This window comes from Caulobacter endophyticus (genome assembly GCF_003116815.1).
In the GTDB taxonomy this organism is placed as follows: domain Bacteria; phylum Pseudomonadota; class Alphaproteobacteria; order Caulobacterales; family Caulobacteraceae; genus Caulobacter; species Caulobacter endophyticus.
Map to the genome: position 1 here is coordinate 1 of NZ_QDKQ01000049.1, position 20,148 is coordinate 20,148.

A 20,148-nucleotide genomic window follows, 5' to 3' on the forward strand; every position below is an offset into this window, starting at 1 on the left:
ACCCTCTCCCGCCTTCCCGATACGCGCCTTGCGGCCCCGCTCGATGCGGTCCTCGCCACGCTTGGGCCGGTACCAAGAGCCCTCCCCATGGCGGGGACGGCTTTGATTATGCGGGAGGTTTCAGCGCGTCTGATAAGTTTGGGTGAGAAAGTTGCAGGGCGTTGTATTGGTTCGGTTCTCCCACGAACTCGCCGTGGATGGAGCAACGTCTATCCCCGTCCGGGTCACAGGGCGCCTCCCCTAACGGGAAAGGATCTTCAGAGCGACCCGAACAGCCTTGCCTGCAAATGGTCTCGCATCGTCCCGAACACCGCCTCGCGATCGGCGGGGGCGGCGAAGCGGAGCTTGCCGATCAGGCCGCCCATCAGGGTGGACCAGACCATGGCGTCCAGGCCGTCGGCGTCGTTGACGCCCTGGCGGCGGAGCATGCGCATCGAGGTGGCGCCGCGGGTGGCGCGGACGGCGGCGGCGAGCGGCTGGAGGGCCGGTTCGCGGGCGGCGGCCAGCTGCAGGGCGCCCAGCGCCCGGACCCTCGCCGAAAAGCCGCCGGCCGGGGCCATGACGGTGGCCACGCCCGTATCGTCGGCCGAGGCCAGGACCTCGGCCCGCACCTGCCGGTGCAGCTCGACCATGGCCGCCTCGACGAGGTCGGCCTTGGTGCGGAAGAAGTAGGTGGTGGCGGCCAGCGACACGCCGGCCCGCGCAGCCACGTCGCGCTGGGTCAGGCGGAAGACGCCGCGCTCGGCTATGCCGGCGATGGCCGCCTCGACGATGCGACGAGCCGTCTCGTTGGCGTGCTCGCGCTCGGGCAGCACCTCGTCGGGCGCCGGGCCGGGCGGCACGGGCTCGATCGCCGCCTTGCCCAGCCGCGCGCCCAGCCGGCGCAAGGCCGGCGCAAGCCACAGAAGCCGTTCGCCGGCGTCGGGCTCGACATGCAGCAGGGTGAGCAGGCCGACCGCCAGCCCTGCCCAGCCGTCGGCGTCGGTCTCGGCCGCGCCGAGGGTGAGGGCGGCCTGGCGCCAGAAGGCGAACTCGGCCTCGCCGCCCTGCCCCGCTGCCGCCTGCAGTTCGGCGTCGCCGCCGACCTCGGCCTCGATCTCGAACTCGCCCAGCAGGACAAAGCCCAGGCGACCGGCCTCAAGCCGCTCGGCGACCAGCAGGGTCAGGCGGTCGGCCAGGCTGTTCCAGCGCGGACCGCGCGACAGGCCCGCCACGAGCGCCTCGCGCTGGGCCGCGGCCTCCTCGAGAGCCAGGGCCTGGATCCGTCGCAGGAAGCTGGCGCGATCGCCGAAATAGTAGTTCACGGCCGAGGCCGCAGCCCCGGCGCGGGCGGCGGCGGTGCGCGCGCTGACGGCTCCCAGCCCCTCTTCCAGGGCGATGCGGTAGCCCGCTTCGGCCAGTTGGGCGGCGGAATCCAAGTCTGCGAAAGCCATGATGCGTGTTTGGCTGGACAGGCGTTCGAACGCAAGTCTGGACAAGCGTTCAAGTTGTGCGCCTCGATCGGCGAGAGCATCATGGACATCGTTCAGTATTTCTGCTTATTTTCAGATATTTAGATAATTTTACAACAATCCGTCGCGGAAATTTCACGACAGTTTCACACGGTACATTCGTTCGAATTGCTATCCGCCCCTCGTCTTCATCGAGGGGAAGCATCATGATCCGCGCCAGCCGAAGCGCCGCCAAGGCCCTGCTGTTCACCACCGCCGCGCTCGCCCTGCCGATCGCCGCCCATGCCGCAGACGCGGCCCAGCCTGCCGCGGTCGCCGCCGCCATGGCCGGCGGTCGGGTGATCGGCACGGACGGGGCCTATCTGGTCGCCGCCGAGGTGTCGGCCCCGAAGCTTGGCCTGCGCACCAGCACCGACCGCGAAGGCCGCTTCAGCCTGGCCCTGCCGGCCGGCCCGCAGACCCTGGTCGTGCGCTATCCGGGCCTGCCCGATCGCGAGATCGAAGCGACCGCCGGCGGCGCGCCGATCACCATCAGCTACGCCGACGCCCAGGAGATGGAGGCGCTGGTGGTGACCGCCGGCCCGATCCTGGGCTCGCAGGCCGCGGCCATCGCCCAGCAGCGCGCCGCCGACAACATCATGAACGTGATCGCCGCCGACGCCATCGGCCGCTTCCCCGACCAGTCGGCCGCCTCGGCCCTGTCGCGCATTCCGGGCGTCGCCATCGAGCGCGACCAGGGCCAGGAGCGCTACGTCCAGCTGCGCGGCGCGCCCGAGCGCTGGACCGTGGTGTCGGTCGACGGGATGAACGTGCTGGGCGCCGAGGAGCGGGTGTTCCGCTTCGACTCCGTGCCCGCCGTGGTCATCCAGTCGATGGAGGTCAACAAGACCCTGACGCCGGACCAGCCGGCCGAGGCCCTGGCGGGCCGCATCAACATCGTCACCGCCTCGCCCTTCGACCGCCGCGGCTTCCACGTGTCGGGCGACGTCGGCTACGGCGAGATGGCGCTGGGCGACGGCCCGCAGCGCCAGGGCTCGATCCGCGGCTCGTGGTCGAACGACAGGTTCGGCGTCGTCGCCGCCCTGGCCCACTACCGCCGCAACCAGACCACCGACAACCGCGAGATCAACTGGGTCCGCGACGGCGACCTGAACACGCCCGACGACTTCTCCTTCCGCTCCTACCGCCTGGAGCGCGAGAACAACGCCGCCCAGCTGGGCCTGGAATACCGCCCCGACGGCGGCGGCCGGATCTTCTTCAACAGCCTCTATTCGGAATTCATCGACCGCGAGCAGCGCAACCAGTACGACTTCCAGCTGTCGCGCGCCCGCACCCAGACGCCGGCCAACCGCGGGGCCGACAGCGGCTTCGTCGACGGCGCGGCCTACACCGGCAGCTGGCAGTATGGCCGCTACTACAGCGACACCTTCGCCAACACCCTGGGCGGCGACCACGACTGGGCCGACACCTCGATCAAGTGGCGGCTGAACTACACCCACACCGACGCCGGGGCCTATCTGCCGCTGATTCAGCAGAACTTCGGCCGCCTGTCGCTGGTCTATAGCGGCGCGACCACGGGCATTCCGGACCTCGATCTTTATACGACGAGCGGTTCGGGCACGACCTATACGCGGGGCTCGGCGTTGGCGAACCTGCCGCAGACCGGCTCGCAGGCCGACGTGCTGATCCCGATCGTCTACACCACGGACACCGACGCCTGGACGGGCCAGGTGGACGTGGCGCGCGACTGGACGTCGCTGGGCGCGGCCTCGACCTTCAAGGCCGGGGTGAAGTACGACACCCGCAAGGCGACCGGGAACACCTTCTCGGGCATGCCCGGCTCGACGCCCATCCTGCAGCAGCTGGCGGGCCAGACCGGCGGAACCTGGAGCGTCACGCCCCGGATCACGAGCGCCCAGTGGACCAGCGACTTCGCGCGCGGCTGGGGCGTCAACTACGTCGACAACATCGGCCTGCGCCAGGACCTGGACGCGCTGCTGGCCAAGGCGACGACCGCGGGCCTCTACAACGCTGCAGGCAACGTGCTGCCGCAGGACCGCTTCGCGGTCGACGAGAACATCCTTTCGGCCTACGCCCAGAACAAGTGGCGCCTGGGCAAGTGGGAGGTGCTGGCCGGCCTTCGCGTCGAGAGCGTCGACCTGGAAAGCCGCGGCGTGGCGGTCGCCAACGGCGTCCAGACCCCGATGACCGCCAAGCAGAGCTACACCGACCTGTTCCCCAGCCTGCACGTCAATTACCAGGTCACCGAAGACGTCAAGGCGCGCTTTGCCTTGATCAGCGGCGTGGCCCGCCCCTCGTTCGGCGAGGTCCGCACCAGCGTGTCGGTCGACGACGTGGCCGAGACCGTCAGCGGCGGCAATCCGGACCTCAAGCCCGAGCGGGCCTTCGGCTTCGATACCGCGCTGGAATGGTACCTGCCGGGCGCGGGGCTGCTGTCGGCCTCGGCCTTCTACCGCCGGATCGACGACGTGCTCTTCGACAGCAGCCAGAGGGTCGGCGACAACCGCTATGGCGCCAACCGCGCCGACTACACCTACGTCACCACCCTGAACGGCTCGGACGGCAAGATGGCCGGCCTGGAGTTGGCCTACATGCAGCAGTGGCGGTTCCTGCCGGGCGCGCTGAGCGGCTTCGGCTTCCAGGGCAACGTCACCTTCCTGGACGGCGAGTTCACGACGCCCGAGGGCGCCAAGAGCGCCTTCCCGGGCCTGTCGGACACCATCGTCAACGCCTCGATCTTCTACGAGAAGTACGGCCTGTCGGCGCGCTTGTCGTACCAGTGGCGCAACGACTGGCTGGACGAGCCGAGCGCCGACGCCACCGACCACACCTACTGGGCGGCCACCGAGCAGCTGGACCTGTCGCTGCGCTACCAGGTGCGCGACGGCGTCACCGTCTACCTCGACGCCAGCAACCTGACCGACGAGACGGGCATGCGCTACCAGGGCCATGCCAATCGCCCGATCGAAGCCGAGGGCGTGGGCCGCCGGTTCATGGGCGGCGTGCGGTTCAACTTCTAAAGCCAGGACAAGAAAACCATGCTGATCCGCAACCTGCTGACGGCCGCCTGCGCGGCGGCCGTCCTCGCCGCCCCCGCCGTCCAGGCCCGCACCGCGCCGGCGCAAGTGACCGATGCCTCCGTCGTGCTGAAGGACGGAAGCTACAAGGTGTCGTGGAAGACCAGCCGCCCCGGCGCGCCGGTCGACCTCTATGTGGCCGGCTCGCCGTCGGCGCCGCTGAAGGCCATGCGCAAGCTGGCCGACAACGACACCGATGGCGTCGCCAGCGTCACCGCCGCCCAGGCCGGCGCCGCCCGCCCCTACTTCTACGTGGTCGCCGACGGGGCCAAGACCGGCCTGCGCACCGCCACGCGCGTGGTGCCGCTGGAAGGCGCGGCCAACTTCCGCGACCTGGGCGGCTATGCGGCCGCGGGCGGCAAGCACGTGCGCTGGGGCCAGGTGTTCCGCTCCAACGGCCTGTCGACCCTGACCGACGCCGACTACAAGACCGTCGGCGACCTGGACGTGCGCCTGGTCTGCGACCTGCGCACCGACCAGGAGCGCAAGACCCAGCCCACCGTCTGGCGCGGCGGCAAGGCCGTGCCGGTGTTCCTGAACTCGCCCAAGGCGGGGCTGGACATGGACATGCGCGCCCTGTTCGGAAACGGCCCGCCGACGCCGCAGGCGGTGCGCGCCAACTTCATCGGCTTCTACAAGATGATGCCCGACGTCTATGCTGGCGAGTACAAGGCGATGTTCGAGAAGCTGGTGGCGGGCGACGCGCCGATGCTGGTGCACTGTTCGGCGGGCAAGGACCGCACGGGCGTGGCCTCGGCCCTGATCCTGACCGCCCTGGGCGTGCCGCGCGCCAGCGTCAGCGCCGACTACGCCATGAGCGAGACCCTGCTCGACACCGAGAGCGCCCGGCGCGCCATGGCCGCCGGCGCCAAGTCGGACGATCCGAACATGGCCATGTTCGCCAAGCTGCCGCCGGAGATCACCCGCGTGCTGATGCGCACCGAGCCGGCCTATGTGGAAGCCGCGCTGGAGGCCATCGAGCAGAAGTACGGCTCGGTCGAGGCCTATCTGGACAAGGTGCTGGGCGTCGACGCCAAGGACCTGGCCACGCTGCGAGCGCGCTACCTCGAATAGTAACTCTCATTTAATGGGATCATCGCCCATAAAATGAATGGAAAATCCTCCAGATCGCCCTATGGTCTGACCAATTCGACCAGGCTGCCTGACAGCTTCGCGATCTGGAGGAAACCATGCGACTGACGTCGCTGCTGGCCGGCCTCATAGCCGCCGTCTTCGCTACGACCGCCTCGGCCCAGGACGCCTGGCTGAGCGACAAGAGCGCGCCAGACGCCTTCCCGATCGCCGGCGCGGAAATCCTCTATTCCAAGGACGACTTCCCGGTCGTCGGCCTTGCCGCCCAGGACCTGCGCGACGACCTCGGCGCGGTCACCGGCAAGTCCCCTTCCCTTTCGACCGGCAAGCCAGGCGGCAGGACCGCCATCGTCGTCGGGACCCTGGGCAAGAACCCGCTGATCGACGGCCTGGCGCGCGATGGCAGGCTGCAGGTCGGCGACCTTGCCGGCGCCTGGGAAAGCTTCGTCATCGCCGTGGTCGACAAGCCAGCGCCCGGCCTGGACCGCGCCCTGGTGATCGCCGGCAGCGACCGGCGCGGCACGGCCTTCGGCGTCTATGAGCTAAGCCGCGCGACGGGCGTCTCGCCCTGGACCTGGTGGGCCGACGTCAAGCCCCAAAAGAAGAAGGCCCTGTACGTCGCCGCCGATGCCCGCCGGTTCGGTCCGCCGTCGGTGCAGTACCGCGGGATCTTCATCAACGACGAGGACTGGGGCCTGCAGCCCTGGGCAGCCAGGACCTTCGACCCGGCCCATGGCGACATCGGCCCCAGGACCTACGAGAAGGTTTTCCAGCTTCTGCTGCGCCTGAAGGCCAACACCCTGTGGCCGGCCATGCATGAGGTGACGAGGCCCTTCAACGCCGATCCGGCCAACGCCGCCCTGGCCGACCGCTGGGGGATCATCATGGGCTCGTCCCACGCCGAGCCCATGCTGCGCAACAATGTCGGCGAGTGGAAGGCGGGCGCGGAGGCCTTCAACTATGCGGCCAATCCGGGCGGGGTGCTGGACTACTGGCGCGAGCGGGCCAAATCGAACGGCAGGTACGAGAACGTCTACACCCTGGGCATGCGGGGCATCCACGACTCCGGCATGGTCGGCGGCGGCGACATCGACGGCCAGCGCGCCCTGCTGGAGAAGATCATCACCGACCAGCGCGGGCTGATCGCCCAGTACGTCGACCCGAAGGTCGAGACCGTCCCGCAGGTGTTCACCGCCTACAAGGAGGTGCTGGACATCTACCGCTCGGGCCTGAAGGTTCCTGGCGACGTGACCCTGGTCTGGCCGGACGACAATTTCGGCTACATCCGCCAGTTGCCGAGCCCCGAGGAGCGCAGGCGGCCCGGCGGGTCGGGCGTCTACTATCACCTGTCCTACCTGGGCGCGCCGCTGTCGCACCTGTGGCTATCGACCGTCCCGCCGGCCCTGGTGATCGAGGAGATGGGCCGGGCCTGGGACCTGGACGCCCGCAAGCTGTGGGTCGTCAATGTGGGCGACATCAAGCCGGCGGAACTGGGCACGCAGCTGTTCCTCGACATGGCCTGGGACGTGGCGCGCGTGCGCGCGCTGGGCGCCCACGGCTATGAGGGGGGCTTCGCCCGTGAGACCTTCGGGGCTGGCCGGGCCAAGGCGATCGCGGCGATCCTGGCCGAGCACCACCAGCTGAACTTCGAGCGCAAGCCCGAGCACCTGCAATGGTTCTGGGGAAAGGGGTCGACGCCGCGTTCCAGCCCGCTGTCGGTGGCGCAGGCGGACGCGCGGCTGGCGCGGTTCGACGCGCTGGTGGCCAAGCTGGGCGTGGAAGCAGCGAAGATCCCGGCCGGGCAGCGCGACGCCTGGTTCGAGCTGGTGGATTATCCAGTCCGGGCCGCGGCCCTGGCCAACCATCGCTTCTTCGACGCCGAGGCCTTCGACCGGCTGATCGGCGAGCGCCCGGTCGAGGCACGCGTCCGCGCGGCCAGGGCGCGGGCGGCGGACGCGGAGATCGCCGCCCTGACCCGCCGGTTCAACGAGGAGATCGCCGGCGGCAAGTGGCGCGGGATCATGTCGGTGGAACCAGCCGACGGCTCGTGGACCTCGTTCCGGCAGCGGCCTTTCACGGCCCCGGCGGCCGATGCGACCGCGCCGCGCCTGGCGCCGGCGCCGGTCGAGGACGAAGGCCTGGTGGTGATCGAGGCCGAGACGGCCAGCGGCCAAGGCTGGCGGCGGATCGACGGCCTGGGGCGCGGCGGCGCGTCCATGGCGGCCGGCGACGTGCGTGAACCGTCACAGGCCGGTGGGGCGCTGGACTATGCGGTGACTCTGCCGGAGGGATCCTGGGCGCTGGAGCTGGACCTGCTGCCGACCTTCCCGCTGAACGGCCAGACCGCCCTGCGGCTGGCGGTGAGCACCGACGGCGGCGCGCCGGTGAGCGTGGCCGCCCCGCGCAAGGTGGGCGACAAGGCCTGGGCGCAGGGCGTCACCGACGGTCGGCTGCGGATCGGCTCGGGGGTGACGGTGTGCGGCGGCAAGCGCGCGGTGCGGGTGACGTCGGTGGATCCGGGCGTGGTGGTGGATGCGCTGGTGTTCAGGCCGGCGGGGGCGTGTAAGCCCTAAGGAACCTCCCCTATGGGGGAGGTGATCGCGAAGCGATCGGTGGGGGTGTTTGTGGGAATCGGCCGGCGCGGCGGAAGCTGAGAACTTCCCCCCACCGGCCTTCGGCCGCCTCCCCCAGAGAGGGAGGTTCTAGAAACCCGCCTCGAACGCTTCGAACTCGCGTTCCAGCCGCCACTGCATCGCGGCCTTGAGGTTCTTGTTCAGGAACACGTCGCAGGCCGGGCCCGGCCTGGCGCATTCGGTCGCGCCGCGCAGGCTCCTGCCCGGCAGGAAGGCGTATTCCAGGCTGTCGCGGGCCATGATCTTGAGGTCGCCGTAGCGCAGGCCGTGCTCGGCGGCGGCGCGGACATATTCGTTGGTCAGGTCGATGCGCGAGACGCCCTCGTCGTCGGTGGACAGCACCACCGGCACCCCGGCCTGGCGGTAGAGCGACAGCGGGTGGTCGGCGCCCTTCACGCCAAGGATGACGTCGTTGCTGGTCAGGTTGATCTCGACGGCGACCTTGTCTCTGGCCATGCGCTTCAGCAGGCCCGGCGCGTCATGCTCGTAGGCGATGTCGACTCCGTGGCCGATGCGTTTCGCGCCGGCCACCATGACAGCCTGGTTGATGTGGAAGGTCAGGTCGCGCGGCGGCGTCAGGCCCAGGGTCAGTTCGCCCGCGTGCAAAGCCATCGGGACCTTGGGATAGCGGCCCGACAGGTACCTCATCATCTTCATGTGCAGGGCGTAGTCGCCGAGCGAGACCGGGTGGTCCTCGGGGTTGACGATATTGACCCCGACGAAGCGCGGATCGGCGTCGACCAGGGCGAAGGCGGCCGCCATCTGGGCGAAGACGAAGCCGGGCGGCTGGGCGCGCTCGACGAAGGGCTGGAAGCGGACCTCGACGGCGCAGGGGCCGGCCGTCCCACTGTTGCTGGCGCAGTCCAGGCGCCTGTCGGCTTCGGCCAGGGCCGCGTCCATCTCCTTGCGCGAAGCCTCGACCATCGCCGGCAGGCCGGGCGCGAAGGCGGCGTAGGTCCTGGCGAAGTCGCCGGTCCAGCGGCCGGCCTCGCGCTCGGCGAAGGCGCGCATGGCGTTGGGATTGGCCGAGCTCTCGACATAGGAGACGCGGTCCTGGGCGGCGTATTCGCGGGTGACGGCGACCATCGGCCCGATATTGGGCACGGCGGCGGCGGCGAACCGCTCGAAGGTCGAGAAGAACTGGTCGTGGCCCGAGGCGGCGGCGTGGTCGGCGCCGCGGTCGTAGTTGCGCACCGACAGGCTGTCGATCACCCGGCTGTAGAGCGCCGGATCGCGACGGGCGAGACCCGCGGCGGGGACCGTCGCCTTCCCATCACAGGGCGCGGCGGTGATCGCCGGCGGCGTCGCGGTGGAGACGCAGAGGCCGCCCTCGCCCGCCCAGGCGATGAAGTCCTCGGCGTAGGGCGCGCCCCACAGATGGTTGTGCAGGTCGCCGCCCTTGGGCATGGCCTGAAGGAAGAGCCGCAGCCTGGCCTTGTCGCTGGCGGCTGCGTCGAAGGCGGCCGATGCGCGCGCTTCGGACGGCGACGGAGCCGCGTGGGCGGGCAAGAGGGTCAACAGCCCGCCCGCGATCGCCATTCCGCTCGCCAGCCATTTCGTTCGCGCGCGCATCGTCCGCCCCCAGATCCTTTCCGCCTACCCACGATGATTTGCGTCATTTGGCAAATCGCGGACGGCGGAAAGGGCCGGAAGCAGGCCGAAGATCAGACTTCCAGCAGCGGGAAGCGCTCGGCGACCTTGGCGCTGGTGGTCGAGCCTTCCGTCCCGCCTTCGGCCAGGGCCGCGACGCCGATGCCCAGCAGCCAGCCGGTCAGCATCAGGCCGAGGCTGGAGTTGAAGGCCTCCAGCGCCTCGCGCACCGGCTCCATGCCAGGCTTGGTCAGGTCGAAGTCGGCCTGGCCGACGGCTCCGCCGGTGATGCTGCTGGTCCAGCCCGACGAGGCCGCGTCGTTCTCGTGGATGACGAAGCCGTCGTCATGGGCCGCATCGAGGGCGTAGCCGTTGCCGCCGAGGGTGACGGAGAAGTCGCCCTTGGTCTGCTCGCTGACCCCGTCGATGACGATGGCCTGGTCGCCGCGCGTGACCACCACCTGCTCGGCGTAGGTCATGTTGTTCCAGGTCGAGGTCTCGGTGTTGATCGTGATCTTCGTGCCGTTCTCGAGCTGGAAGGTCGTGGTGCCCCAGAAATCGCCGATATGCTCGCCGTTGTAGCTGACGTGCGGGTCGCCCCAGACGCGGGTGGCGTTGCCGTCGGCGTCGCGGACGATGACCTCGGAACTGGCCTCGTTGATCGACAGCGTATAGCCGTCGCCGATGTCGATCTCGGCCTTGCCCTCGCCGGGCATGCTGGCGGTGAACGGCTGCTGGGCGGGCGCGGGCTGGAACAGCCCAGCGACCATCGCGCCCAGGGTGAACTGCATGGCGCTGAAGGTCTTCAGCGACTGGCCAAGGCCTGCGCCCACGCCGGTGAGGATCGCCGCGTTGAGCGCCGTGTTCAAGGCGCCGTTGATGGTGGTCATCGCTCCTACCCCTGCTCGATCGGATAGCCGCCAGTTGCGGCTTGCGACGAAAGGTGGCGCCAAGCGGGGCGGTCCAGATAGCTGGGGCGTATCCCATCAGGGAAAACCCTAGGTCGTCGGCCCTATAGGAACCTCCCCCTGTGGGGGAGGCGATCGCGCAGCGATCGGTGGGGGGAGTTGGTGCGAGATCGACCAACGCAACGGAAGCTGAAAACGTCCCCCCACCGGCCTTCGGCCGCCTCCCCCACGAGGGGAGGTTCCTACCCCTTCCCGTCCAGCCCCCGCAGCACTTCCAGGATCACCGTCGGCCGGGCGCCGATCTCGTTGAGCAGCAGCTGGACCAGGCCTGTCAGCATGGCCAGGACCACCGCCGTGGCGATCCACGACTTGATGGCCAGGCCCAGCGAGAAGACGTTGAGCTGCGGGGCGTAGCGGTTGATCAGGCCAAGGCCGCCGTCGACGAGGTAGAGCACGATCAGCGCCGGCGTCGCCAGCATCACCGCCATCACCATCAGCCGCGAGAACTCACCCTCGAACAGCGACAGGCTGCGCAAGGACAGGATCGGGGTCAGGCTGCCGATCGGCCACACCGCGTAGCTGTCGAGGATCACCCCGACCATCAGCAGAAGGCCGCCGGAGAACATGAAGACGAAATTGGCCAGGCGGCTGAGGAACTCGCCGGTCAGCGAGGTCTGGTGGCCGCTCAGGGGGTCGACGACCTGGGCGATGGTGGCGCCGACCTTGGCGTCGATGATCTGGCCGGCCGCCTCCAGGGCCCACAGCATGGTCCCAAAGAAGAAGCCGATGACCAGGCCCACCAGGGCCTCCTTGGCGAAGATCATGATCCACTGGACCGTCGGCAGCTCCATCTGGGCCAGTTGCGGCTGCAGCGTGATGACGATGATCCCGAAGGCCAGGAAGATCGAGTTGCGCACCAGGGCCGGCACGGTCTCGGGCGACAGGAGCGGCAGCAGCATGAAGGCGGCCGCCACCCGGGTGGCCCCGACGGCCAGGATCAGGGTGTTCTCGAAGATCGCCCCGAGCCAGTCGGGCGCTCCCGTCATCGACGGACCATAGCCGGGAACTCGGTGAACACCCTGTCGCCGAAGCGATAGAGCGTGCCGCCCAGCAGGCTGGCGGTGACGAAGATCGTCAGCACGATGGCGAAGAACTTGGCCGCGTACTGCAGGGTCTGCTCCTGCAGCTGGGTGGCCGACTGGATGACCGCCACGAACAGCCCCACCAGCGAGGCGGCGACGATCGGCGGGGCCGACAGGATCAGCACCAGCCAGAGGGCCTGATTGACGAGCTCGATGGCCTGGGCGTTCAGCATGGCGCGGCCCCCGTCACGTATAGGACAGCACGAGGCCGTGCGAGAGCTTCACCCAGCCGTCGATCAGCACGAACAGCAAGAGCTTGAACGGCAAGGACACCGTCGTCGGCGACAGCATCATCATGCCCATGGCCAGCAGGATGTTGGAGACGACCAGATCGATGATCAGGAACGGCAGGAAGATCAGGAAGCCGATCTGGAAGGCCGCCGCCAGCTCCGACACCGTGAAGGCCGGGACGACGACGATGAAGTCACGCTGGGTCAGGGCGCGGGCCTTCTCCGGACCGTTGATGCGCTGGGCGGTCTTCAGGAAGAAGGCCCGCTCGCGGGGCGTCGAATGCTTGATCAGGAACTCGCGCAGCGGCTCCTTGGCCTTGTCGGCGTATGTGAACAGGGCCTGGGTGTCGCTGCTGACGGCGGCCACCGGTTTGACGCCCTGGTTGGCGGCGGCCATCTGCTGGCCGACCGGGTACATGACGTAGAGCGTCAGGATCAAAGCGAGGCCGTTGAGCACGATGTTGGGCGGCACCTGCTGCAGGCCCAGGGCGTTGCGCAGCAGGCTGAGCGTGACGACGATCTTGGTGAACGAGGTGACCATCACCGCCACGAACGGCGCCAGCGCCAGCAGGATGACGGTGATGAGGGCCGAGCCGGGAGAGAATTGCGTCAGGTCCATCTGAGCTCAGCCCTCGCCGCCTATGGTTTCGATCAGCACGCCCCAGGCCTCGCCGACGGGAACCAGGCGCCCCCGGGCGATGGCCCGATCGCCGGCCAGCAGCACGGCGGGGGCGTCGTCGCGCGGACCGGCCAGCACGACGGTGGAGCCGGGGCGCAGGCCCGCCAGCTCCGACAGCGGCAGGCTGGCCTCGCCCAGCAGCACCTTCAGCGGCACGGGCAGGTCGGCGGGAGCGACCGGGGCGGCGTCAGGGGCCGCGTCCTCGGTGGGGGCGATGGCGATGTCGAGCGGCGGAGCCATGGCGCTCTCCTCGATGGCGTTGAGCGTGAAGCGACGGTGGGAAAGCTCGAACCGGCCGACGAGGCGGCGGTCGAACAGGGTCAGGGCGGCGACGCCGGGACGACCGGCCGACAGCGGGGTCAGCACGATGTCGCCGGGGCGCAGCGAGGCGGCGGTCGTCGCCGGCAGGTCGGGACCGTCGAGCACCAGGGGCCCGGCGGCGGGCACGGCCAGATGCGCGCCGGGCGCCCAGGGATCGAAGATCGGCTGCGGCCAGGCGCGGGCCGTCTCCGGATCGACGGCCAGGACCAGCCGGGCGAAGGTCGCGCCGTCCTGGGTCTCGACCGCGATCGACAGGGCCAGCAGGCCGTCCGGCGCCTGGCTCTCGACGCCCAGGGGCGACAGGCTTTCGGTGGTGGCCGCCTCGATAGCCGCCAGCACCGGCTCGATCCGGTCCAGCGCGATCAGCAGCTCGGCGTCGTCGGCCGGGGCGAAGGCCGCGCCGGACAGTTCGCGGATCGAAAGGCGCAGGGCCGGCGTCTCTTCTCCGAACAGTATCCAGGGGCCGAGACCCGGCTCATCGTCGAGGGACACCCTGGTGACGAGGCCCGAGGTCCGCAGGGCGGCCAGCACGGCCAGGGCGTGGTTGCGGGCGACGAGGTCGGAAAGCTCGGCGGCGGCGGGCGAGGCGCCCTGTCCCGCTTCGAGGTCGAAGGGGGCGCTCATGCGTCGTCGTCCACGCTGCCGGTGACGGCCATGCGCACCAGCCGGGTCAGGCTGGTCGCCTCCATCTTGGTCATGATGCGCGAGCGGTGCAGCTCGACGGTCTTGGGGCTGATGCCCAGGTCGTAGGCGATGACCTTGTTGACCTTGCCGGCCACGACCAGGGCCATGACCTCGCGCTCGCGCTCGGTGAGGCCTGCCACGCGGCGGGCATAGGCCTCCTGGCCGGAGGTCAGGGCCGGGCGGGCCTGGGCGAAGGCGCGTTCGAGCGCGGCTTCGAGCGCGGCCTCCTGGAACGGCTTCTCCAGGAAGGTGATCGCCCCCTTCTGCATGGCCTCGACGGCCAGAGGTACGTCGCCGTGTCCGGTCATGAAGATCACCGGCCGCTCGCAGCCCCGGGCCTTCAGCGCATCCAGCAGCTCCAGCCCCGACATGTCGGGCATGCGCACGTCGAGCAGCAGGCAGGCGTCGGGCGGCGGGTCGCCGGCGTCGAGGAAGGCCCGCGCGCCGTCGAAGGTGGAGACCGCGTAGCCCAGGCTTTCCAGCCACCAGGCGGCGGACTGGCGGAACTCGCCGTGGTCGTCGACCAGGCAGACCGCGCCCAGGACGCAGGGCTCGGGTGTCGGGATAGAGGGGGTGGTCATGGCTCCTCCTGGCGCGCCGCGGGCAGCGCGATGTGGAATACGGTCCCCCCCTCGGGATCCGGGGCGTGCCAGAGACGCCCGCGATGCAGTTCGACGATGGACCGGCAGATCCCCAGGCCCACGCCCATGCCGCCGGGCTTGGTCGAGAAGAACGGCGAGAACATCCGGCCCTCGGCGCCCGCCTCGACGCCCGGGCCGCTGTCGGCGACGGTCAGCTCGACCATGCGATCGCTGCCCTCCATGGGCGCTGCGGCGATGGTCAGGCGGCGCGGACCGGGCCGGCCGCGCATGGCGTCCAGGCCGTTACGGGCGAGGTTGACCAGCACCTGCTGGATCATCACCGCATCGCCCAGCACCGGCGGCAGGGCCGCGAACTGGGCGCGGGCCACGACCTTGTCGCGGGCGATCTCCCAGTCGAGCAGGTCCAGCGTGGCGCGCACCAGCCGGCGCAGGTCCAGCGGCTCGACCTGGGGCTGGCGCTGCTCGACGAAGGAGCGCATGCGCTGGATGACGCCCGAGGCGTAGAGCGCCTGCTCGGCGGCGCGATCCAGGGCCTCGACGCCCTCCTGCGTCGACAGCGCCCCACGCGACAGCCGGGCCTTCAGGCCGCGCGCGATATTGGTGATCGAGCCGATCGGCTGGTTGAGCTCATGGGCGATCATGGTCGCCATCTCGCCCACCGACATGACGCGCGAGGTCAGCAGCAGGCGCTCGCGATCGGCCAGGCGCCGGGCTTCCGCCTCCTGGCGTTCGGCGGCGCTGGACAGGATCAGGCAGATGCGGCCGTCGCCCTGGGCGGCTCGGGCCTCGAAGGCCTGGCCGTCGAGATCCAGCGGAAAGAGACCGCCCTCCCCGCGCCGCGCCGCCTCGACCGCCGCCAGCAGGCCGCCGGTCGGGACCTGGCCGGGCCGCAGCTCCGGGGTCAGCCGTGCGAAGGCCGGCGAACGCCAGGCCAGGCGCGGCGCCACGGCGTCCTCGAAGGCGGCGACGGCCAGACCGAGCACGTCCAGCGCTTCGGCCTCGGGCGACTGCGACAGGAGCGCGGCAAGGCCCGTCATGCGACACGCTGGCCAGCTGGGGAAAACGGGCCGGCTAGGGAAAACCCGACTGGTGGCCGCGCGTTGTGTTTCGTATCGAGAGACTGAAGGAGCTTGCCATGTCCGCCAGCCGTATCGACGCCCCGTCCGTCTCCGGCGTCTGGAGCCACGGTCTTTCCGGCATCAGCCCGGCCGGCGAGCCTTCGCGCGCCCAGGCCTTCGGCGACTTCTCCGGCTTCTCGCGCCACGATGGCCGCATCGGTCTTTCGGGCGCCGCACGGGACCTGGACGATACGGCCCGCGCCGTGGCCGACCGCCTGACCGACACCCGCGACAACGGCCTGTTCTAACGCTAGCTTCCCGGCGTGAACGCCGATCGCATCCTGAAATCCGAGCCCGACTGGTTCGGCGCCGCCCAGGCGCTGGTCGAGGGCCTGCAGGGCCAGCCGACCCTGGACCGCCGCGTCGACGTGCTGGAGCGCGTCTGCACCGACCTGGGCGATGCGCTGTATCCGGGCTTCGCCAAGCTCCTGGCGGCCGTGGCCCATTTCGGCGAACTCGAGGTCAAGGCGCTGGTCGCCGATACGCTGGCCCAGGCCCTGCTGACCGCCCGCCTGCCCGCCGCGCGCGTGCCGGCCTGGGGCGCAGGAGGCTTTTCCGGATTGGGCGGCGGCGGGCCGCTGCTGAGCAACAGCCGCAAGGTGGGGCCGCTGGAGTTCCTGTGCGTCTGGCTGGTGCGCGACATCGCCGACGCGCCGCTGGACGCCGAGGCCTTCGAGACGGCGGCGACCTACCTGCTCGACCTCGTCGGCGCCTCGCCCAAGGCGACGGCGCTCTATGTCGACAAGCTGCGGGCCGACGCGGCCGATCCGACCGAAGGCCTGCACAACGCCCAGAGCCGCCGACTGATCGAGGTTCTGGCCGAGCGCTGGGCCGCCGGCGATCCGCCCGCCGAGATCGCCCGCGCCGTGACTCGCGCCGCCGAGGCCGATGGCGGCGTGGGACGGTTCGGACTGCCGATGCGTTGAGACCGTCGGGCCGAAAACCTCGACCTTCGACAAGCCCAGGAAGAGGTTTTCTACTGCAACGCCAGCAATAGACCTCACCCTGAGCTTGTCGAAGGGCAAGGTCCACACGCCGAGCTGAACGGGGTGTACGCTCAACGAACCCTCCGGATCAGGCTTTCCGGATCCAGGCCGTCGTCAGCCTCCACAAAGAGATCCGCCAGCGTCAGGCCGCGCACTTCCAGGCGCTTGCGCAGGGCTTCCAGGGCCTTGGTCACCTCGGGCGTCGCATCGGGACGGGCCGCCAGGGTCAGGGAGATGGCGCCGTCGGGCGCGCGTGACAGGCCAAGACCGGTCAACAGCGAGGCCTTGTCGGCCAGGCCAAGCGCGATCGCCTTGCGGTCGCCGCCCGAAGCCAGCCAGGCCTTGTCCATGGCGGCGGTGAAGGCCTCGATGTCCGCGGCCCGACCGCCTGGCGCGGAGACAGGCGTCTCGACCGCATCGCCGCCAGACCTCGCCAGGGCCGACAGGGCGTCGACCCCGGTGGGCTCCTGGCCGCTGGAGATCTCCTGGAACTCGCGGGCCGGCCCCAGCAGGGCCGACAGGTCGACCTTGCCCTCGTCCTCGTCGCGCTCGGTCTCCTTGTCGCGCTCCGCGCGGGCGCCCTGGCGGGTCATCGGTTCGCGGCGCTCGGCGGCCTGCTGCAGGACGGCCTGGAACTCCGACCCGCGCCAGGGCGTCGACGGCTCGGAAGCGCGGCGCGGGCTGGAGGTGTTGGGACGCTCGGCGGCGGCGTTGTCGCGGATGGTGGTCATCGGAAACTCCTGAAGGCGCCGGCATCCTCGAGTTCGAGCTGCTCGCGGGCCTCGCGGTCGGCAGCGACCAGGGCGCGGGCGTGGTCGAGGCGGCCGCTCATGGCGTCGAAGCGGCCCTGGGCGCGGGCCAAGGCCTGGATGGCGGCGGCCAGGTCCTCGCGCGCCAGATCCAGCGCCACGGCCTCCTGGTCGCGCAGGCGCTGGTCGGCCTCGCGGGCGAGCGCGACGGCTTCACGCCGCGCCAGGGCTGACGCGACCAGATGGGCCGCGCCCGACAGGCCGCCGGCGAACCAGTCGTCCAGCCGGGCTCTCGCCACATCGTGGGCGGCGATCAGGCGGTCGCGAACCTCCAGCGCCTCGACGGCGTCGGCGACCTTGCGGCGGGCCTCGGCGGCCTCGCGCATGGCCTTTTCGACACGACGCTCGCGCAGCTTGACCACCGGAACGAGGGCCTGGACCTGGGCGCGGGCGGTCATGCGGCGGTCTCCGCCAGAGCCGCCAGGGCCTCGTCGAAGGCGATGCGATCGTGCGCCCCCTGGCGCAGCAGGCTGGTGATGCGCGAACGACGGGCGATGGCCTCGTCGGCCAGCGGGTCGCCGCCCGGCTTATACTCGCCGATCTGCAGCAGGAACTCGATCTCGGCGTACTTGGCCATCCAGCCGCGCACCTTCATGGCCGCCTCCTGCTGCTGGGCCGAGGCGACGCGCGGATAGACGCGGCTGAGGCTGGCGGCGACGTCGATGGCCGGGTAATGGCCGGCCTGGCCGAGCTTCCTGGAAAGATAGATGTGACCGTCGAGGATCGAGCGGACTTCCTCGCCCACGGGATCGCCGCCCTCCTCGTCCTCGATCAGCACGGTGTAGAAGGCGGTGATCGCCCCGCCTTCGATCGCGCCGGCCCGCTCGAACAGGCGCGGCAACTCGGCGAACACCGACGGCGGAAAGCCCCGGCGCACCGCCGGCTCGCCCACCGACAGGCCGATCTCGCGCAGGGCGCGGGCGAAACGGGTGACGCTGTCCATCTGCAGCATCACGCGGCGGCCCTCGGCCCGGAAGCCCTCGGCGATGGCGGTGGCGACATGGGCGGCGCGCACGCGCTCCATGGCCGGACGGTCGGAGGTGGAGACGATGACGACCGAGCGGGCCAAGCCCTCGGGACCCAGGCAGTCGTCGAGAAACTCGCGCACCTCGCGGCCGCGCTCGCCGATCAGGGCGATGACGTTGACGTCGCTGCGAGCGTGGCGGGCGAACATGCCCAACAGGGTCGACTTGCCGCCGCCAGCCATGGCGAAGAGCCCCACGCGCTGGCCTTCGCCGGTGGTCAGCAAGGTGTCGACGCAGCGCACGCCGGTGGCGAAGGGCGCATCGATCGGCGGGCGGGCCAGCGGATTGGGAGCCTCGCCGTAGACGGGGAACGGCCGCAGCGGGCCGGTGATCGGGCCAAGGCCGTCCAGCGGCTCGCCATGGGCGTCGAGCACCCGGCCCAGCAGGCCCTCGCCGACGCCGATCTCGCTGCGGCGCGGGCCGGCCACCACCTCGGCGTCGACCGCCACGCCCTCCAGGCGCGACAGCGGGGTGAGGATCGCCGCCCCCCCGTCCAGGCCGACGACCTGGGCCTTGACGACATTGCCGCCAGCGCGGTCGACGATCTCGCACTCCTGGCCGATGCGGACGTCCAGGCCCGTGGCGCGGACGGTGGTGCCGAAGGCCTGGGCCACCCGGCCGCGCCGCTCGACCGTGCGGGCGCCGCGCAGGGCGTCGCGCAGGCGGTCCTCGCCGGAGATTTCGGAGGGAGGCGCGTCAAAGCTCATGCGGCGGCCTCGCCGGACGGGACGGCGAACACCGCCTCCAGCGCCCGCAACTGGGTCTCGAGCCCGGCGTGGGTGCGGCCCGAGGGGGTGTCGAGCACGCAATCGCCGGCCGCCACGTCGGCGTCGGCCGTCACCTCGATGCGGGCGTCGATCGACCACAGGCGGCGGGTCACCGCGCCGGCGGCCTCGGGGGCGACGCGGACGCGGATCGGCTCCTCGGGCAAGAGGTCGCGGGCGGCCTGCTCGGCCAGGGCGGCCAGCACCTCGTCGGGCGCCAGGCCCGCCGCGATGCGGCGCACGATGTCGAGCGCCAGCGCGCCGGCGCTGGCGCGCAGGCGGTCGCGCTCGACCTGCAGGGCGGCGTGGACGCCGGCCAGCACCTGGGCGGTCTCGCGGGCGGCGGCGGCGGTTCCCTCGGCATGGCCCTGGGCGAAGCCGTCGCGCTGGGCGACCTCGCGGGTCGCCTGGCGCAGGGCGTCGAGGGCGGCGGTCAGCTCGGCCGCGTCGCGCACGGCGCCGACGTCCTCGCGGCGGATCACCGGCTGGTCGGTCAGAAGCGCGCCCGAGGGGCCGGAGGACAGAAGCAGATAGGTCATGCGGCGGCCTCCAGGGCGCCGGCCTCGAAGGCCATGAAGAGCCCGCGCGCGGCGTGGGCCGCGCTCAGGCCACGGTCGGGATCGATCGCCAGGGGGGCGACGTCGAAAAACTCGGACAGGCGGGCGACCAGCACCGGGCGGCGACCGGCCTCGGCCAGCAGCACGCCGGCGCCGAGAGCGGTGAAGGCTTCATCGTCGCCCAGCGCCGCCTGCGCCTGCGGGATCGCAGCAACCAGCCCCGGCGGCGAGGCCAGCACCGCGTCGAGGGCCGGCTCGCCGATGCGACGGGCGACGCGCGCCAGGCGCTTGCCGTCGATCGTGCGCCGCAGGATGTCGGTGCAGGCCGCGGCCGCCGCGAAGTCGGCCAGGCGCGAGCGGCGCTCGGCGGGCCAGGCGGTCCAGTCGAGAGCGGCGGCGAGGTCTGCGTAGGCCAAGCCGCCCTCGCCTCTTCCGGCCAGACGCCGCGCCAGCCGCGCC

Annotated in this window: 19 protein-coding genes; 5 read left to right on the forward strand and 14 right to left on the reverse strand. The window is 70.9% G+C overall.

Translation table 11 applies throughout. From position 1 onward, the window contains the following. Nucleotides 1-257: 257 nt before the first annotated feature. A complete protein-coding gene (locus DDF67_RS13390; protein WP_109101381.1) occupies nt 258-1,433 on the reverse strand; it encodes a TetR/AcrR family transcriptional regulator in 1,176 nt (391 codons plus the stop codon). A gap of 224 nt (nt 1,434-1,657) precedes the next feature. Here DDF67_RS13390 and DDF67_RS13395 point away from each other — a divergent pair, with 224 nt between their 5' ends. The 3 genes from DDF67_RS13395 to DDF67_RS13405 all read left to right on the forward strand — a co-directional run bounded on the left by DDF67_RS13395 (nt 1,658) and on the right by DDF67_RS13405 (nt 8,214). Then, entirely contained in the window at nt 1,658-4,492 is a 2,835-nt protein-coding gene (locus tag DDF67_RS13395; RefSeq protein WP_109101382.1) for a TonB-dependent receptor, read from the forward strand. Nucleotides 4,493-4,510: 18 nt separating this feature from the next. After that, nucleotides 4,511-5,623 carry a tyrosine-protein phosphatase gene (locus tag DDF67_RS13400; RefSeq protein WP_109101383.1) on the forward strand — a complete coding sequence of 371 codons (1,113 nt, stop codon included), beginning with the start codon at nt 4,511-4,513 and terminating at the stop codon, nt 5,621-5,623. Nucleotides 5,624-5,739: 116 nt separating this feature from the next. Beyond that, the gene (locus tag DDF67_RS13405; protein ID WP_109101384.1) at nt 5,740-8,214 is read left to right on the forward strand and encodes a glycosyl hydrolase 115 family protein; all 2,475 of its coding nucleotides are present in this window, start codon (nt 5,740-5,742) and stop codon (nt 8,212-8,214) included. 129 nt (nt 8,215-8,343) lie between these two features. Here the strand turns inward: DDF67_RS13405 and DDF67_RS13410 are convergent, their stop codons facing one another. The 8 genes from DDF67_RS13410 to DDF67_RS13445 all read right to left on the reverse strand — a co-directional run bounded on the left by DDF67_RS13410 (nt 8,344) and on the right by DDF67_RS13445 (nt 15,467). Next, entirely contained in the window at nt 8,344-9,792 is a 1,449-nt protein-coding gene (locus DDF67_RS13410; protein ID WP_233247656.1) for an adenosine deaminase family protein, read from the reverse strand. 146 nt (nt 9,793-9,938) lie between these two features. Next, the gene (locus tag DDF67_RS13415; protein ID WP_109101386.1) at nt 9,939-10,754 is read right to left on the reverse strand and encodes a DUF1521 domain-containing protein; all 816 of its coding nucleotides are present in this window, start codon (nt 10,752-10,754) and stop codon (nt 9,939-9,941) included. Between the two features lie 260 nt (nt 10,755-11,014). Then, nucleotides 11,015-11,818, reverse strand: coding sequence for a type III secretion system export apparatus subunit SctT (gene sctT, locus DDF67_RS13420; RefSeq protein WP_101712242.1), 804 nt, complete (start codon nt 11,816-11,818; stop codon nt 11,015-11,017). Beyond that, nucleotides 11,815-12,087 carry a type III secretion system export apparatus subunit SctS gene (sctS, locus tag DDF67_RS13425; protein ID WP_058348272.1) on the reverse strand — a complete coding sequence of 91 codons (273 nt, stop codon included), beginning with the start codon at nt 12,085-12,087 and terminating at the stop codon, nt 11,815-11,817. Before sctS ends, sctT begins: the two co-directional genes overlap by 4 nt. 13 nt (nt 12,088-12,100) lie before the next feature. Next, nucleotides 12,101-12,763, reverse strand: a complete 663-nt coding sequence (gene sctR / locus DDF67_RS13430; protein ID WP_101712241.1) for a type III secretion system export apparatus subunit SctR — start codon at nt 12,761-12,763, stop codon at nt 12,101-12,103. Nucleotides 12,764-12,769: 6 nt separating this feature from the next. Next, a complete protein-coding gene (locus DDF67_RS13435; protein ID WP_109101387.1) occupies nt 12,770-13,768 on the reverse strand; it encodes a FliM/FliN family flagellar motor switch protein in 999 nt (332 codons plus the stop codon). Continuing rightward, nucleotides 13,765-14,409, reverse strand: coding sequence for a response regulator transcription factor (locus DDF67_RS13440; RefSeq protein WP_109101388.1), 645 nt, complete (start codon nt 14,407-14,409; stop codon nt 13,765-13,767). Before DDF67_RS13440 ends, DDF67_RS13435 begins: the two co-directional genes overlap by 4 nt. Further along, entirely contained in the window at nt 14,406-15,467 is a 1,062-nt protein-coding gene (locus DDF67_RS13445; protein WP_109101389.1) for a sensor histidine kinase, read from the reverse strand. The genes DDF67_RS13440 and DDF67_RS13445 overlap by 4 nt, the downstream gene beginning before the upstream one ends. A gap of 98 nt (nt 15,468-15,565) precedes the next feature. On the opposite strand from DDF67_RS13445, the gene DDF67_RS13450 reads away from it, so the two are divergent. Both DDF67_RS13450 and DDF67_RS13455 read left to right on the forward strand, forming a co-directional pair. Then, entirely contained in the window at nt 15,566-15,796 is a 231-nt protein-coding gene (locus DDF67_RS13450; protein WP_109101390.1) for a hypothetical protein, read from the forward strand. 15 nt (nt 15,797-15,811) lie between these two features. Next, nucleotides 15,812-16,474 carry a hypothetical protein gene (locus tag DDF67_RS13455; RefSeq protein WP_109101391.1) on the forward strand — a complete coding sequence of 221 codons (663 nt, stop codon included), beginning with the start codon at nt 15,812-15,814 and terminating at the stop codon, nt 16,472-16,474. A 131-nt stretch (nt 16,475-16,605) separates the two neighbouring features. Here the strand turns inward: DDF67_RS13455 and DDF67_RS13460 are convergent, their stop codons facing one another. From DDF67_RS13460 to DDF67_RS13480, 5 genes are all read right to left on the reverse strand, one after another. Then, nucleotides 16,606-17,265, reverse strand: coding sequence for a hypothetical protein (locus tag DDF67_RS13460; protein ID WP_109101392.1), 660 nt, complete (start codon nt 17,263-17,265; stop codon nt 16,606-16,608). Continuing rightward, the gene (locus tag DDF67_RS13465) at nt 17,262-17,741 is read right to left on the reverse strand and encodes a hypothetical protein (protein WP_109101393.1); all 480 of its coding nucleotides are present in this window, start codon (nt 17,739-17,741) and stop codon (nt 17,262-17,264) included. The genes DDF67_RS13460 and DDF67_RS13465 overlap by 4 nt, the downstream gene beginning before the upstream one ends. After that, the gene (locus DDF67_RS13470) at nt 17,738-19,075 is read right to left on the reverse strand and encodes a FliI/YscN family ATPase (protein ID WP_109101394.1); all 1,338 of its coding nucleotides are present in this window, start codon (nt 19,073-19,075) and stop codon (nt 17,738-17,740) included. The genes DDF67_RS13465 and DDF67_RS13470 overlap by 4 nt, the downstream gene beginning before the upstream one ends. Then, nucleotides 19,072-19,671 (reverse strand): FliH/SctL family protein, encoded by a 600-nt coding sequence (locus tag DDF67_RS13475; protein ID WP_109101395.1) that lies wholly within the window; start codon nt 19,669-19,671, stop codon nt 19,072-19,074. Before DDF67_RS13475 ends, DDF67_RS13470 begins: the two co-directional genes overlap by 4 nt. After that, nucleotides 19,668-20,148, reverse strand: a 481-nt coding sequence (locus DDF67_RS13480) for a hypothetical protein (protein ID WP_233247657.1), incomplete at its 5' end; no start/stop codon positions are given. The genes DDF67_RS13480 and DDF67_RS13475, both read right to left, overlap by 4 nt.